General features: G+C 67.7%; 14 protein-coding genes and 4 pseudogenes. 13 read left to right on the top strand and 5 right to left on the bottom strand.

All coding sequences use genetic code 11. The features are described from left to right. Positions 1-79: 79 nt before the first annotated feature. A protein-coding gene (locus ACZ7FF_RS43855) for an IS630 family transposase (protein ID WP_470820228.1) occupies positions 80-1,137 on the bottom strand; the annotation gives its coding sequence in 2 pieces (ribosomal slippage) (positions 80-691 and positions 694-1,137; 1,056 coding nt in all). Positions 1,138-1,317: 180 nt separating this feature from the next. Between ACZ7FF_RS43855 and ACZ7FF_RS43850 the strand changes: the two genes are divergently transcribed. Beyond that, the gene (locus ACZ7FF_RS43850; RefSeq protein ID WP_470820229.1) at positions 1,318-2,034 is read left to right on the top strand and encodes a prepilin peptidase; all 717 of its coding nucleotides are present in this window, start codon (positions 1,318-1,320) and stop codon (positions 2,032-2,034) included. 83 nt (positions 2,035-2,117) lie between these two features. Here the strand turns inward: ACZ7FF_RS43850 and ACZ7FF_RS43845 are convergent, their stop codons facing one another. Next, the gene (locus ACZ7FF_RS43845) at positions 2,118-2,312 is read right to left on the bottom strand and encodes a hypothetical protein (RefSeq protein WP_470820227.1); all 195 of its coding nucleotides are present in this window, start codon (positions 2,310-2,312) and stop codon (positions 2,118-2,120) included. Between the two features lie 191 nt (positions 2,313-2,503). On the opposite strand from ACZ7FF_RS43845, the pseudogene ACZ7FF_RS43840 reads away from it, so the two are divergent. The 6 genes and pseudogenes from ACZ7FF_RS43840 to ACZ7FF_RS43815 all read left to right on the top strand — a co-directional run. Continuing rightward, positions 2,504-2,863 (top strand): annotated as a pseudogene (locus tag ACZ7FF_RS43840) (DDE-type integrase/transposase/recombinase); the annotation flags it as partial. A gap of 97 nt (positions 2,864-2,960) precedes the next feature. Beyond that, the gene (locus tag ACZ7FF_RS43835) at positions 2,961-3,236 is read left to right on the top strand and encodes a hypothetical protein (protein WP_470820226.1); all 276 of its coding nucleotides are present in this window, start codon (positions 2,961-2,963) and stop codon (positions 3,234-3,236) included. Then, on the top strand, positions 3,208-3,732 hold the full coding sequence (locus tag ACZ7FF_RS43830) for a DUF6879 family protein (RefSeq protein ID WP_470820224.1): 525 nt from the start codon (positions 3,208-3,210) through the stop codon (positions 3,730-3,732). Before ACZ7FF_RS43835 ends, ACZ7FF_RS43830 begins: the two co-directional genes overlap by 29 nt. Before the next feature lie 21 nt (positions 3,733-3,753). Continuing rightward, a pseudogene (locus ACZ7FF_RS43825) lies at positions 3,754-4,601 on the top strand (helix-turn-helix domain-containing protein). Positions 4,602-5,018: 417 nt separating this feature from the next. Next, positions 5,019-5,210 carry a hypothetical protein gene (locus ACZ7FF_RS43820; RefSeq protein WP_470820222.1) on the top strand — a complete coding sequence of 64 codons (192 nt, stop codon included), beginning with the start codon at positions 5,019-5,021 and terminating at the stop codon, positions 5,208-5,210. Positions 5,211-5,949: 739 nt separating this feature from the next. Beyond that, a pseudogene (locus ACZ7FF_RS43815) lies at positions 5,950-6,314 on the top strand (IS30 family transposase); the annotation flags it as partial. A 70-nt stretch (positions 6,315-6,384) separates the two neighbouring features. Here ACZ7FF_RS43815 and ACZ7FF_RS43810 read toward each other — a convergent pair. Continuing rightward, a complete protein-coding gene (locus ACZ7FF_RS43810) occupies positions 6,385-6,588 on the bottom strand; it encodes a DUF397 domain-containing protein (RefSeq protein ID WP_470820220.1) in 204 nt (67 codons plus the stop codon). A gap of 3 nt (positions 6,589-6,591) precedes the next feature. Then, positions 6,592-7,431: a helix-turn-helix domain-containing protein gene (locus ACZ7FF_RS43805; RefSeq protein WP_470820218.1), complete on the bottom strand. Its 840-nt coding sequence runs from the start codon at positions 7,429-7,431 to the stop codon at positions 6,592-6,594. A 465-nt stretch (positions 7,432-7,896) separates the two neighbouring features. Between ACZ7FF_RS43805 and ACZ7FF_RS43800 the strand changes: the two genes are divergently transcribed. The 6 genes from ACZ7FF_RS43800 (at position 7,897) to ACZ7FF_RS43775 (ending at position 13,411) form a co-directional block, all read left to right on the top strand. Then, on the top strand, positions 7,897-8,379 hold the full coding sequence (locus ACZ7FF_RS43800; RefSeq protein ID WP_470820217.1) for a hypothetical protein: 483 nt from the start codon (positions 7,897-7,899) through the stop codon (positions 8,377-8,379). 137 nt (positions 8,380-8,516) lie between these two features. Then, positions 8,517-8,705 carry a hypothetical protein gene (locus tag ACZ7FF_RS43795; RefSeq protein ID WP_470820216.1) on the top strand — a complete coding sequence of 63 codons (189 nt, stop codon included), beginning with the start codon at positions 8,517-8,519 and terminating at the stop codon, positions 8,703-8,705. Then, positions 8,702-9,307 (top strand): class I SAM-dependent methyltransferase, encoded by a 606-nt coding sequence (locus ACZ7FF_RS43790; RefSeq protein ID WP_470820215.1) that lies wholly within the window; start codon positions 8,702-8,704, stop codon positions 9,305-9,307. The genes ACZ7FF_RS43795 and ACZ7FF_RS43790 overlap by 4 nt, the downstream gene beginning before the upstream one ends. A gap of 77 nt (positions 9,308-9,384) precedes the next feature. Next, entirely contained in the window at positions 9,385-10,683 is a 1,299-nt protein-coding gene (locus tag ACZ7FF_RS43785; protein WP_470820214.1) for a class-III pyridoxal-phosphate-dependent aminotransferase, read from the top strand. Between the two features lie 65 nt (positions 10,684-10,748). Next, a complete protein-coding gene (locus ACZ7FF_RS43780; RefSeq protein ID WP_470820212.1) occupies positions 10,749-11,987 on the top strand; it encodes a hypothetical protein in 1,239 nt (412 codons plus the stop codon). A 101-nt stretch (positions 11,988-12,088) separates the two neighbouring features. Next, complete coding sequence (locus tag ACZ7FF_RS43775) at positions 12,089-13,411, top strand: UDP-glucose dehydrogenase family protein (RefSeq protein WP_470820211.1); 1,323 nt, start codon at positions 12,089-12,091, stop codon at positions 13,409-13,411. 546 nt (positions 13,412-13,957) lie between these two features. Here ACZ7FF_RS43775 and ACZ7FF_RS43770 read toward each other — a convergent pair. Further along, positions 13,958-14,112: pseudogene (locus ACZ7FF_RS43770) on the bottom strand (IS256 family transposase); the annotation flags it as partial. Between the last annotated feature and the right edge of the window lie 220 nt (positions 14,113-14,332).

Raw genomic sequence — 14,332 nt, 5'->3', positions numbered from 1 at the left:
CGACCGGCTCCTCCACCGTCTCGTGCTCGCTGATGGTCTCGCTCATTTCAGGCGTCTCCTTGATCATCGGATCCGCCGTCTATTGGACACTCCCGCCGGTGCCGGTGAGGCAGCCGTCGAGGACGTCGTGGCGGTACTGGAGCTGGCGTAGGCCGCGCCGGACTGCGGTGATCAAGTCGTCGGGGTCGGCGAACGTGCGGTTGGCTGTGGTGGTGCGTCGCAGGATCGACCAGATGCCCTCGACCGGGTTGAGGTCGGGTGCGTAGGGCGGCAGTCGGTAGACGGTGAGCCAGTCGCGGTCTGCGATGTATCGGCGCATGCCGGCGGTCAGGTGGGTGTTGAGGTTGTCCCATACCAGCACGATCGGGCCGCCAAGCTGCTGGTGGGCGGTCTGGATCAGGTCGCGGTAGTCCTTCCAGGAGAAGCTTTTGCGCCCATCGGGCCGGGCGTCCGGGCAGGGCCGGTAGATCAGCCGTGAGGATTCGCCGGTCTTGTAGCAGGCCAGGGCGGCCATAGATAAGCGGCGGCGGGAACGACCCCGGACGCGGACCATGGGTGTGTGGCCGCGGCGGGACCAGGTGCGGGTGGTCGGCGGCGTCATCGAGAATCCGGCTTCGTCCTCGAAGACGAGCCAGGCGTCGAGCGCCGCCACGGTCCTTCCACCTGGGGCCAGGTCTCCTTCACCCAGCTGGCCACCAGGTTCTCGTCCCGTTCGATCGCCCGCCGGGCAGGAACCTGGCAGCTCCAGCCGTGCCGCTTGAGCAGGGCAGCCACCCCTTGCACGGTGTAGCTCTTGTGGAAGCGTCGCCCGATCAGCGTCTTGATCCGCGACAGGGTCCAGGTCTGGTCCGGCCACCCATGCGCCACCGGCCCCTTGGCCAGCTCACGCTCCAGCACGGCGAACAGTTCGTCGCTGAGCAGCGGCAGCGATGCCGGGCCCTTCGAGGCCAGAGCTCTCGATCCGCCCTGCAACCAAGCCTTGCGCCAACGCTGTACCGACCGGATGCTGACCCGCAGGTCGTGAGCAATGAGCGCATTCTCGTCGCCCTGGACGAACCGCTCGGCCGCCTCAATCCTCAACGTCTCGCGGAAGGCCCGCCGTTCGTTTGTCAGCCCGCCCCCTTGCGCATACCTCATGCGGTCGGCATACCGCAGGGATCATGAGGTGCCAGCCCTACGACACCACGCTTTGAAGGTCAGTAGTGCCAGCCGTGCTGAACAAGTGGGCCACAGCGTTCAGGTGCTCCTCACAGTATGGGCCGTCCTCAACGTCCGAACGGAGCTGAGTTTAGGCTCCGTTCGGTGGAGACGTTCTGGATGATCACGGCGGCCGTCCTGTGGGGCGCCGGCACGGGCCTGCTCATACCGCGCGCTGCGTATCGGCTCTCCGTGATGCCGGAGGAGCCCTGGCGTACGGCCTGCCCGGCAGGACATCCCCTCGCCGGGATCGGGGATGGGTGGCTGGGGCGGGCCCGCTGCGCGGACGGGGACACGTTCGGGCCGCGAACGCCCATCATCGCGTTGGTGATGATCGTGGTCTGCGCCCTACTGGCGGCCGCCACCGGGGCCCGCCCCGAGCTGCTGGTGTGGCTGCTGCTCGCCCCGATCGCCGCGCTGCTTGCGACTGTCGACTTCGCGGTGCACCGGCTTCCCGACGTGGTGACCCTGCCGTTCGCGGCGTCGGCGCTCATCGGGCTCGGAGGGGCCGCGCTGCTGCCGGGTGCTGGCGGTAGCTGGCGGACCGCGCTTCTCGGCTCCCTCACGCTCGGCGCGTGCTACTTCGTGTTGTTTCTGATCAACCCCAGGGGCTTCGGCTTCGGCGATGTGAAACTCGCCCCGGCACTCGGTGCCGTTCTGGGCTGGTACGGCTGGGGAATCCTGCTGATCGGCACGTTCGCCGGGTACCTGTTGGGTGCGCTGTACGGTGTCGGCCTCATCCTCGCGCGTCGGGCCGGGCGTAAGTCGGCGATCCCCTTCGGCCCATTCCTCCTGGCCGGAGCATTCGCCGGGATCCTCTTGGGATCGCGATACTGATGTCCCTATTCCTGGTGACGCTGTCTCCTGTCTGTCCAGGGGACAAGCTGGACGTCCAACCGTGCCGGTGCCGGTGTGATCAATCAGGCGGTGGGGAGTCCCGGAAGCCGGTCGTAGGCGGCATCGCCGGGGAAGGCGATGGACTCGATGTGCTGCGGAGGGATCGCGTTGCGGTAGAGGACGTCGGCGTTGGCTGGGGTGTAGCCGATGGCCTTGCCGACGAAGGTGTGCACCACCGACTTGAAGACGAGGTGCCTGCCGGGACTAGCGAGGTCCACGTAGGCGGTGACCAATGCTGGCTGGCCCAGGGAACACAGCTTCTGAGCAACGCCGGCGTGATCGTCGCAGTGCTGCCTAGATGTGCTGTCCCGGGACGTTGGTGACACGCGGGCTGGGTGCTTGAACAGGTGAGGGCCTTCTGGATTTGGTGTGGATTGCGACATCTACGACCGGAACTCAGGAGGCCCTCGTGTCCCACCGTAATGCCCCGCTGACGCCGACCGGCACGCTGCGTCTGGCCCGGTGTGTCGTGGACGACGGCTGGCCGCTGCGTCGGGCCGCGGAACGCTTCCAGGTCAGCCACACCACCGCCGCACGCTGGGCCGACCACTCCCGCCTGGCCTACACCGAAGACCTCCCCGACGAGACCGCTCCGACCTGCGCTGCGTTCCTCCAGCGGGCCACCGCCTGGTTCGCCGTCCAGGGCATCACCGTCGAACGTGTCCTGACCGACAACGCCTGGGCCTACAGCAAGAACACCTGGCGGAACACGTGCCGTGAGCTGGGCATCAGCCCTCGCTGGACACGGCCCTGGCGGCCTCAGACCAACTGCGAGGATCTGCAGGCGCTCTTCCGGCCGGCCTGACCCACAGACCAACCGGCCGCTCGTGCCTTGTTGCCGATGCGTCGGCCGGCCGGGAGGGCGCATGCGGCTGCACCGGCGGACCGTCGGATGTGACCACGACCCAAACACCACTGGCGGTGGCTCGCCGACCGTGTGGGTCGACCAAGAGAACCAGGAACTCGTGATCCAGGGGTGGAAGGCGGACGCGCCTCTGTCAGCGGAGATCAGCGAGACGGAATGGGTGCCGGGCCATGACACCGGCATCCCCGACCACGAGGCGGTCGTCCGCATCCCGGCGCGGATGGTGCCGATTCTCAGGGAGGCGTGCGATGCTGCAGAACGAGCCGGACTTCGCTGAGCTGCTGCGATCCGCCCAACACACCGCCGTGCACCTGGAGATGCGCGACGTCTACAGCGTGGGCAACGAGATGGCAGCGTTCGAGGAGTTCAAGCGGACCGGCGCCGTGAACCTCGATGCCGACTCCGCGTTTTGGCAGGGCTGGACCCCGCTCGTGCGCGAGACAGTCAGTCGTGGCGTGGTGATGCGCCGGGCCCGGATCGTCTCCGAGCCGGTCACCGACTACATCCGGTGGGAACACGCCCTGACGGCGGTCAACATCGCAGTCGGCGAAGCCGTCCGCTGGCTTCCCCGCCGGCTGGCATCCGACATCGCCCTCCCGGGAAATGACCTGTGGCTGATCGACGGCGAACGGGTCCTGTTCCACTGGTTCACCGGCGATGGTGACTGGGCCGGACACGCGTTCAACGATGATCCCGCCGTGGTGAAGATGGTCAGCGACGCGTTCGAGGCGGTGCGGGAGCGGGGCATCCCTCACGAGACGTTCACGGTCTGACCGGGGGCAGACTGCACGACCATGCCCGCCTCACCCTCCTCCAGCGCCCAGGCGGCCCGTGAAGCGCTCGCGGTGCGCCTGGCACACCTTCGCAAGGATGCCGGTCTCACGAGCAAGGAACTTTCCGCCCTGTGCGGCTGGCATCCCGCGAAGACCACCCGCATCCAAAAAGGCGAAGCCGCCCCCACCGACGCCGATACCGCGGATGGTGCGCGGCCTGCGGCGCCGATGACCAGGCCGCAGACCTGATCGCCACCGCCCGCGCGGTCGACTCCATGTACATGGAATGGCGGCGCCTGCACCGCAACGGGATGCGTCGGGTGCAAGAGGACTTCTACACCCTGCACGAGCGGGCCGCCGTGTGCCGAGTGTATGCCTCCAACGCCGTGCCCGGGTTCTTCCAAACCCCGGACTACGCAGCCGCGTTGATGCGGTCTATCACCCGCTTCCAGGGCACCCCAGACGACGTAGCCGAAGCCGTGGCCGCACGCGTGGCCCGCAGCCGGTTCCTGTACGAGGGCAACCGTCGCTTCATCGTCCTCCTCGAAGAGTGGGTTCTGCGCGCCCGTATCGGCGATGCCGAAACCATGGCCGGGCAACTCCGGCACCTCCTTGACATGATGCCGCTCCCCTCTGTCTCGCTCGGCGTGATCCCGTTCACCACACAGCGCGCCATATGGCCCCTCGAAGCCTTCTATGTCTTCGATGACCGGCACGCAGTGGTCGAGACCTTGACGGCCGAAATCAACATTCGCCAACCCCGGGACATCACCGACTACCTCAAGGCCTCCCGCGAGTTGGGACAGATGGCCGTCCACGGCACCCCCGCCCGCCAGCTGATTGAGTCGGCCATCAGCGACTTCGGGTGAACCCGCGCAATTTTCCGCAACTTCGTTGAGCCCGAATTCCCTCTCTCCCTACCGTCATCGACGTCGCCACGGTTCCCGGCCCGCGATCCGCAACCTCCCGGCCCAGGCGCAAGGCGACCGGCGCGGACCGTCTCCCACCCCGTGGAGACGGCCCGCGCCCCGACCACTTCCGCGACCGCTGAGGCGACGACGATGACGACGCGCAGCCCCCCAACCACCCGCCGACGGACTGGACGCCCCCACGATCCACTTCGAGAAGCTGAGCGACCGACAGCGGCAGGGCGCCTCATGCTGCTGGTGCAGCGGCACCCCCGACCGTCGGTTCCCGGTTCGGATACTGCGCGCGGTCGGCGTGCGCCTGTTCGCCTGTACTCCGTGCGCGGCCATGTACGGCGTCCCGGCCCTGGAGGCAGCCAAGTGAGCGGCGGCGAGGAGTTCCCGGCTGCCCTGGGCAGCTGGACGGCAGCGGACTGGGACGAGTATGCCGACCGCATCCAGTGCGGCGAGGGCAGCGTGCGGGCCATGGACGCGATCAACCGCCGCCGGGCCCGTATGGATGCCAGGGCGGCGCCCCGAGGGGAGGCGCCCCGAGGGGAGGCGCCCCGGTGACCGGCACGGCGGCCTTGCGCCGATCCGCGAGCGGTTTACGCAGCAGCCTGGTCCAGCAACTCGCCGACGCCCTGGGCACCTGGGTAGGCCTTGAAGGACGGGACGAGCTCGCGCACAAGGCGGCATCGTCAAGACGGGCGAGGACGAACGCGAACGCTGCAACCGACGGGCCGCACCTCTGCGTTTTGACGGCAGCAGGGGCAACTGGGACGAGATCGAGGGACTCTGGCTGGCCGGGGATCTCACCGACGACGACTTCGAAGACCACTTCATCGACGACGTGATCGTGGCGGACATTGGCGAAGGCACCGACGGATGGGAGTTCCCCGGCGCCTTGTACTCCGTCGAGCTCAGGTAACCGCTACGCGTCCGGCCCCTCAGGACGGGCCGGACCACGCTCCTGACGCTAGCGTTGCACTGCCCTGCTTCTGGCATGACGGCAGGGGCTCGGGTGGCCCCCATCAATGCGCTTTGGTCGGGGGCCGTCCACGACATTCCATCTTGCGGGTGACCGGTCGCATGCGCGCCGTCGCCACGTCGGTGGCTGGCGTGGCATTCCCCGGCTCACGGCACTGGATACTCCGGCACGAGGATCGGATCCGCCGTGTCCTGCAGGCGATGGAGCGCGCCGAGCAGCAGTACGTCGATCACACCCGCATCCAGACGGTCGTTCACTGCTCCACCCTGGAGCGCATGTACGGCAGCGAGATCGACAGGACGACCGCCGGGGCACGGCCGCCGCACCGCCGAACACGTTCGCGACGCGCTCGTGGAAACCGTTCAGACACTGCCCGCTCACCTGGTGCAGTCCCTGACCTGGGACCAGGGCGCTGAGATGGCCGCCCACGGCTCCTTCACCGTCGCCACCGACGTCCCGGTCTACTTCTGCGACCCAGCCGGCCCCTGGCAACGCGGCTCCAACGAGAACACCAGGGGCCTGCTGCGGCAGTACTTCTCCAAGAGCACCGACCTGTCCGTCCACACCCGCGCCAGCCTGGGGGGGGGGGGGGGGTAGCCGCCGAACTGAACGGCCGCCCCCGCAAAACGCTCGGCTGGGAAACCCCAGCCGAGCGCCTCGCTAAGCTCCTGGCCACAACCAGTTGATCACTCGTGCTGCAACGGCCCCTGGAATCCGCCGGTGCACGCGGGGCCTCGGTCATGCGGGTGGTGCAGATCAGGCGACGAAGGTGATGAACGCCTTCCATGCCTCGGGGTGGACGGCAAACGCCGGCCCGTTTTCCTGCTTTGAGTCACACACGGCCACGTGGGCGCGCGTGGCAGCCGGAGGGGCCACCTTGATGCAGTTGTTGCCGTTGCCGCTGTAGGAGGAAACGAAGTAGTCGTCTTCGGGGGCGAGGTCTCGGGCGTTGAGGGCCATGTCTCAAATCTCTCGGGCTAGTTGGTGCAGGAACTTCGGCGTATCTGCGAGTGGCAGAGCGCCATCCCTCAGGGCATCGAGCCTGCGGGAGAACATCCAGACCTCAGTGTCTTTGTCGGTGAGGTTGGAAGCACCGTCGTAGGTGTCCATCTGAACGACGGTCGGGATGTGGTCGGCGAACTCCAGCAGTGCGAAGTCGAAGTGCGCTCGGTAGGTGGGGCTGGAGAGCGGCAGGATGTGGATGGCGACGTTGGCCAGCGCGGCGAGTTCAAGCAGATGCTCGATCTGGCCTCGCATGATCTCGCGGCTGCCCATCACCCTGCGTAGGACAGCCTCGTCCAAAATGGCCCGGATCTCTACGGGGTTGTCGCGGGTCAGGATCTCTTGGCGCTCCATGCGGAGGGCGATGCCGCGCTCAACGAACTCCGTCGTCCGCTCTTCGACCGGCTTCCCAGCCTCGAAGACAGCTCGCGCGTAGTCTCTCGTCTGCAGAAGCCCGAAGACGACGTCGGGCTGCCACGCCTTTATGGCCTTGGCCCCGTCCTCGAGGCCGATGTACATGGCCATGCCGGACGGCATGGTGCGAGCGTACGTCGACCACCAGCCGCGGTTCAGGCCGTCGCGGTGGATGCCGACGAGGAAGTCGATGTCCTCCTGATTGTCGATGCCGTAGTGGTTCAGCAGGGCCTCCAGGTCGGAGGCGCGGCGGAGTGCCGACGTTCCTCTCTCGACCCGGTAGAGCTGTGAGGAGCTGATACTGACGTTCAGGTCCTTGACGGCTTCTTTCTCAGTCTTGAAGCCAGCCTGCAGACGTAGCCGTTCCAGCTCACGTCCGAGCTGCACGCGCCTGACCGTCGGTCCAGTCGGAGCCGCCACGTGCCTGCCTCCTGCGTCTGTGAGTCCAGTCGATCCTGCCCGTAGTGCCACCGGCTCAGTCGGGAGCCCCCTCAACGTGGTTGAGAGTCCAGGGGAATCCATCGAGAGTCCGGCCTGATCGGGCGAGAGTCCCGAGTCTTCCAGCTCCAGTCTCCTCTGCAAAGCCGTGTGCACCGTTGCTTGCATATGCCATTCCAAGTGAAGTCTTCACTTCGTGTTGCACGCCAACTCTCACATGAGACAGCCTTGTTGTGCCACGGAAACGGCTCATCCGACTGCGGGTTGTGACCGAGGCCCGGGTCTGCCTGCTTCCCCACTGGCCGGCCTGGCGAGCACCACTGACTCCCCTGAGGCGGGCCGCCGTCGTGCCGAACATTCCCCTGGGCGGCGGCCCGCGTGCGTTCCCCCCATTCAGACCAGACGGAGGCTCCCATGTCGCCGAGTACGGCACAGACGTCCTGGATGGATCCGGACAACGAGGTAGAGGAGTGGATGCGCGGCCGCACCGTGCGGCCGGCCGCGAATCGAGGCCTGTACTTGAAGCGGCGACGCGAGCAGAACAACGCGATCGCCATAGAGAGGCCCGTGCGCCGGAAGCGGCGCCTCATCGCCTACGCGCTCACCGAGGCCGGCGGGCGGGCCGATCACACCATGGCCTCGGTACGCCACCTCGTCACGCAGCACGGCTACGACGTGGTGTACGAGCTGACCGACGTCCCCGCCCTGCACGCACCGCTTGCCCGGCCCGGTTGGCTGGAGGCCCGGAGGCTCGTCGGCACCGGATTCGCCGAGGGCATCGCGGTCCTGAACCGCGAGACAGTCAGCGTCCGCGACGACGAGTACGAAGAAGAGCTTCGCTGGCTCAGCGACCGGCCGGCGCTGCTGCTTCTCGTCATCGATGAGGCCGTCCCTTGAAGGAAGTTAGGCCGCTGGCTTGAAGAGCGGCAGATCGGCTGGCGGCAGATCCTCGCGCAGGTCTTGTACGTCGTATCCGTCTCCGCCGCCGTCGTCTCCGCGCTGCTTTACACAGACCACCACTGAGAGGAAAGCCCATGGCAGAGCTGCCCGCCCGGGAACCTGGCGCCGCGCTGCGCGGCATACATGAAGCCGCACCCACCCCGTCCGGTGACGTAGACCTGTTCGGCGTCCCGGCTGGTGACGTCGCGGGCGCCGACCGTTTCCGCCTCGCCCGTCTGTGCCCCGTGCGTGGCGGCATGAACGACCCGGAGCCGGCCGCATGAGCACGAAGGCGCAGGTCGAGCACAGTCGCCGGAGCCCGACGTACTGGAACCATCTCTACGAGGCCGGGTATCGACTCAAGGAGCCCGAGGCGTTCGAGCGGCAGATGTTCCGCAACTACGCCATGGTGAAGTCCGGAATGCTGGCGGTCGATGTCGGCACCGGCCGCGGTCACTTGGCCGCGCACATGGCCAAGTGGGGCTTGATGGTCCTGGCCTACGACTTCAGCACCGTAGCCCTCACGGAGGCGCGGGCCAGCCACCAGAGCTGCGGCGACCAGCTGACCTTCGCCGAACACGACTTCACCAGCGACGCCATCCCTCCCGAACTCGTGCCCGGCACTGTCGACATCGTCTCGTGCCGTCACAGCTTCGAGTTCCTGGATCGAGCCCGGTTTCTCACGGATGCGCGGCGCTGGCTCACCTCTGCGGGCGTACTGCAGATCACCACTCACCGGGCGAGGCGGATGCCGCCGGCGGCCGCGCACCAGGGCCTACGTGACGAGGAGATCGAAGGGCTGCGCCGGGGCTGGCGGTACATGACGACGTACGGCCTGGACGGCGACGACAGTCTCATCGGGATCGTGCTGCGCGGACCGCGCTGAAGCTCGCCACTTCGCCGCCGACTGCAGCACGGCCGACACCACCACACCGCATTCATGCAAGAAAGAAGGGACCACGCGTGGACTACTTAACCCGGCGCAGACGGCTGCTGACGTCGACCAGGCCCATGCCGGACTGGCAGGTCGTGGGATCCAGCGGTGTCTGGCTGCACCTGGCTGACGGCCGCCGGATCTTCGACGGATCGAGCGGCCTGCTCTGTGCGAACGTGGGGCAGAGCAGCCCCAAGGTCTTCTCCCGCATTCAGGAGCAGTTCGCCAGGTACTCCTACGGTGGCGCCGCCGCCGTCCAGCCCCACATCCAGATGGAGCTGATGGACCGCCTGTGCCGCGCTGTAGGGCGACCGGAGGACTCCGTCGCCCTTACCACGTGCGGGACGCTCGGCGTGGAGGTCGCGGTAGGCCTGGCCCGGAACATCACCAGGGTCCGGGACGGCAAGCGCCGCGGCGACATCCTGACGTCCGAGCTCAGCTATCACGGGATGAGCGCGCTCACCCTCGGCCTGGCCGGGAACCACGCCCGCCGGCCCCGTCCAGAGGACGCACTCGGGCTCGGCCCGGCTTTCTCCCCGCCGTACCCGCCCACGCACCCGCACTACGGTCGTACCTGTGAGGCCTCATGCGCCGACGAGATCGCGCACGCGATCGACAGCAGGGGTACGGCGAACGTCTCGGCGGTGCTGATCGAGCCTGTCAACGGGAGCACCGGCGGCGCCTACGTGCCGCCCGCCGGGTACCTGCAGCGGGTGTCGGAGATCTGCCGGGAGCGATCCGTCCTGGTCATCCACGACGAAGTGCTGACCGGCCTGTGGCGCACCGGCGAGCCCCTGGCCAGCCACCACTGGGACGGTGCCGAACCAGACCTGTGCATCCTCTCCAAAGGTCTGGGAGCCGGGTACACGGGCGTGGGCGCGGTACTGGTGTCGCCCGAGATCGCACCGCTGATCCGGCACGAGGACGCGGACCCGCTGCCAGCGATGGGTACCATGGCCACCCACCCCCTCCAGGCGGCTGCCTGCCTCGGTGTCCTGGACGAGCTGGAATCCATGGACGCCGACGCCTTCCAGGCACGCGGAGACCGTCTGCGGGCACGCCTACAGGCCCTGACCGACCTGCCTGTCGTGCGAGACGTCCGAGGCCTCGGCTTCCTGTACGGCGTGGAACTGGCGCCAGGGCTGCTCTGGCCCCTGATGCAAGAGGCCGAGAAGCACGGCGTGCTCTTCTACCCGTTCACCGGAACTGGCCACCCGAAATCCGAAGGCCTCGTCGTCGCCCCTCCGCTGACATCAACGGACACAGACATCGACTTCCTGATCTCGGCGCTCAGCAGCGCGGTGACCGCCCTGGCCCAGCGCAGCTAATCGCGCGCCCGGCCCACGCCCTCAGGCGCATCACAGGCCATCCAAAGAATCGAGGAGGACCCCTCGTGTACCTGCCCTACCCCGTCATAGAGCAGCTGTCCGAATCGCAGGTGGCGACATGGAACCGGTACTTCGCCGGTGACCGTCACGAGCGCCCGCGCAGCGTGGAGGAAGGCATCTGGAGGCGCACCCAGGACCCGGCGAACGCCGAACAGTCCGGCTGGACCGAGGACGACTCCGGCCGTCGTCGGGTCGTGCACTACCGGTACGACTACGCCCTGGACTACACTTTCCCGGTGCCGCGACTGGTGCTGTCCGAGCTGTACCTGTACGTGTCGCACACCGCGCCGGCCGAGGAGATCAAGGCCTACGTCCAGTCCATCCGCATGTGGCTGAGCGACGGTCGGTGGAAGCCGCAGCCGTCGGGCACCTGGCAGCGCGGAGACCTGTCGGTGACCGTCGCTGAATTCGACGTGCACCCGCAGGACGAGCGCGCCGACCGAGACACCGCCGAAGGATTCCGTTCGCTGGACGTGCGGTTCACCTCCGAGGGCTATAGCAGCCCGGCGCGCACCTTGCGAAATCTGCCCTGGGACGTGCTGGCTGGCGGCATCCGCATTAAGGAGCAGCGGGGCAACCCGACCATCAGCAACGACCTCACCGGGATCTTAGACTTCCTGCCGTTCCAGGTGGAGGTGGGCTGCGGCACGTCGATCGAGGCGGGCATCCCGCCGCTGCACTACCTGCACGAGGTGTACCGGGTGACCACGCGCAAGGACAACGCCCTCACGCAGTCGCATGCGTTCACTCTCTCACCGGAGGCCGACACGCTCGTTGAGGAACTTCTGCTGAACGCGCCGACAAAGGCGGAGGATCTGACGCGGATGTTCGCCCAGTGCTTCATCGCCGAACCTACCCCGGCGCACACGGCTCTCAAGGCGTTGCACGACGCCGGGCACATGGTCGGCCCCGTCATCACCCACAACTTCGACGTGCTCGCCGCGCGGGCGGGACTGCCCGAGGTGTTCGTCCGCCGGTACGACCAGAAGATCCCGCCAGTGCCTCTGCTCGACGAGGCCCAATCCCTTCTGGTGATCGGCCTGCACGCCGACCGACGTGCGGTGCAGGCGCGGGCCCGCGCCAGGGGAATGCGGATCTTCTACGTGGACCCGGAAGGGCTCATGGAGAACGGCGTCTTCAAGGAGTACCCGATCGAGGGGGCCCGCGAAGGAGACACCGTGGTCCGCGCGGCTGCGATCCCGGCCCTCGACCGCCTGTGCGAACTCCTCGGTGTGACCGTGTGACAGGCCACAGTCAGCGATCAACTGGCCCCTCTTCAGGGCGATAGCGTCGTGGGGCCGCACGCCCTGTGCGGCCCCCGGCAACAACCGAGAAGGACAGCAAGATGCGAGTTTCCGTGATCGGCTGTGGTCACCTCGGCATCCCGCACGCGGCGGCGATGGCCGAGCTCGGCCACAAAGTCATCGGCGTGGACGTCGACCAGACCAAGGTCGACCGACTCAACGCCGGCGAATGCCCCATCTACGAGGCCGGCCTTCCAGACCTGATCGCCCGCCACACCACCAGCGGACGCCTGCGGTTCACCACCGACATCCGCGACGCCGCAGCCTTCGCCGACCTGCACTTCATCGGCGTCGGTACCCCCATCGACGCTGACGGCCGCTCCTACGACACCAGCCAGGTCTACGGCGCCATCCGCCAGCTCGCCCCCCACCTCGACCGGCCGTGCACGATCGTCGGGAAGAGCACGGTCACCGTCGGCACCACCAGCCACGTCACCAACCTCGCCCAGCGCCTGGCCCCGGCCGGCGAAGCCGTCGACATCGTGTGGAACCCGGAGTTCCTGCGCGAGGGACACGCGGTCGAGGACACCCTGCGCCCGGACCGCATCATCGCAGGTCTCACCACCGCAGAGGGCGAGAAAGCCATCCGCGCCGTCTACGCCCCCATCCTCGATGCCGGAGTCCCCATCTTCGTCACCGACCCACCAACCGCTGAACTCGCCAAGGGAGCGGCCAACAGCTTCCTCGGGCTGAAGATCTCCTTCATCAACGGCGTCGCCGACATGTGCGAGAGGGCAGGCGGGGACATCTCCAAACTCGTAGAGATCCTCGGCATCGACCCCCGCATCGGCAGCGGCGGTATGCAGCCCGGCATCGGCTACGGCGGCGGCTGCCTCCCCAAGGACGTCCGCGCCTTCACCGCTTCCGCCCGGCAACTCGGCGCGGACCGAGCCGCCACGCTCCTGCGCGCTGCCGAGGAGATCAACGAGAACCGCACCGACGTAGCTCTGGAACTCACCGCTCGCGCCCTGGGCAACCGGCCCATCAAGGACGCCCGGGTCACCGTATGGGGCGCCGCCTTCAAGCCCGGCACGAACGACGTCCGGGAGTCCCCCGCCCTCGCGCTGGCGCAGGCGCTGCAGCAAGCAGGCGCGCACGTCACCGTGCACGACCCGCAGGCCGTCCCGACCGCCATGCAGCGCAACCCCGAACTCGACTACACCAACGACCTGGGACAGTCGGTCGACGGCGCCCACGCCGTGGTGCTGGGAACCGAATGGCCCGAATACCGGGAAGCCGACCCTGAAGCCCTCCGCTGCCGCGTCATCGAACCGCTGATGATCGACTGCCGCACCATCCTCGACCCCGTCCGCTGGCGCACCGCCGGCTGGACTGTGCATCAGATCGGGCGACCCGAGAAGTAGCCCCGGAGCGGAAGCACGGCACTGCTCGACTGGCCCCCGAAGGCGCTTCGGGGGCAGGAGACCTTGACTGATTGGCAAGTGATCTTGACCGGCCGACCAGTGCCTGACGGCTCGGTCCCAAGCTGACCGAGTTGGGGAGTCGAGGAACGTCGGTGTCGTCCGGGGTAGCGGGAGCCGTCCGCCCGCTCGCCGCCCGACGATCAGCAGCCGGTGATCTCGCGTGCAACATGGCGGGGCGCTGATGGCGGTGACCCCGATCGACGCCTGCACTTGGGACTCGTCCGGGATGGCCGCGCAGATCTTCAGAGCTGAGCCGCTCGCCCATGGGCCGGGCCGAGCGCCCTCGTACACGGACAGCGGGGCTGGGGGGCTGCACACCGACCGTCCGAGACCAGATCGGCCCACCACGTACACCGACGGTTGTGGGTCCTGTGCGCAGGCCGTCCCGCATCGCGGGGTCTGCCCTGTGTCGAGCCGAGACCTGGCAGGGCAGAGGCGTGGGTTGCGTCCATGGAGATGGGAGCATCCAGGTTGCAGCGTCGGCACACGCAGGCCGTTTTCGGCGTTGCAGAGGGCATCGGCCTCCGCGGACATGAGCGCGTCCGCGAACGTCTTGACCATCGCGCGCAGCAGATCGGGACTCGCCGCAGCGAGGTTGTCCTCCGCGAGGGCATGCAGGGGCAGACGTCGGGTGCGGTCATCGTGCCGATCTACTTCGAGCCTTCGACAACTCGAAGATCAGCCGGTGGCCGTTCTTGTATCCGGACACTCACTCCGACACCGGGACAAACACCCGGATCAGGTGGGAGCCCGTACACCACTTCTCAGTGGGCGGTTCGTAAGGTGATGTCCGTTTCCGGTTGAGGCTGGGCAAGGTCGCTGGTGGAGGCTCCGTCGGCTATGGCTTCCTGGCGAAGTTGC

The sequence above is a fragment of the Streptomyces sp. NPDC037126 genome, from assembly GCF_055605965.1.
Note: the sequence above shows the minus strand (reverse complement) of the source record. Positions and strands in the feature narration are given on the sequence as shown.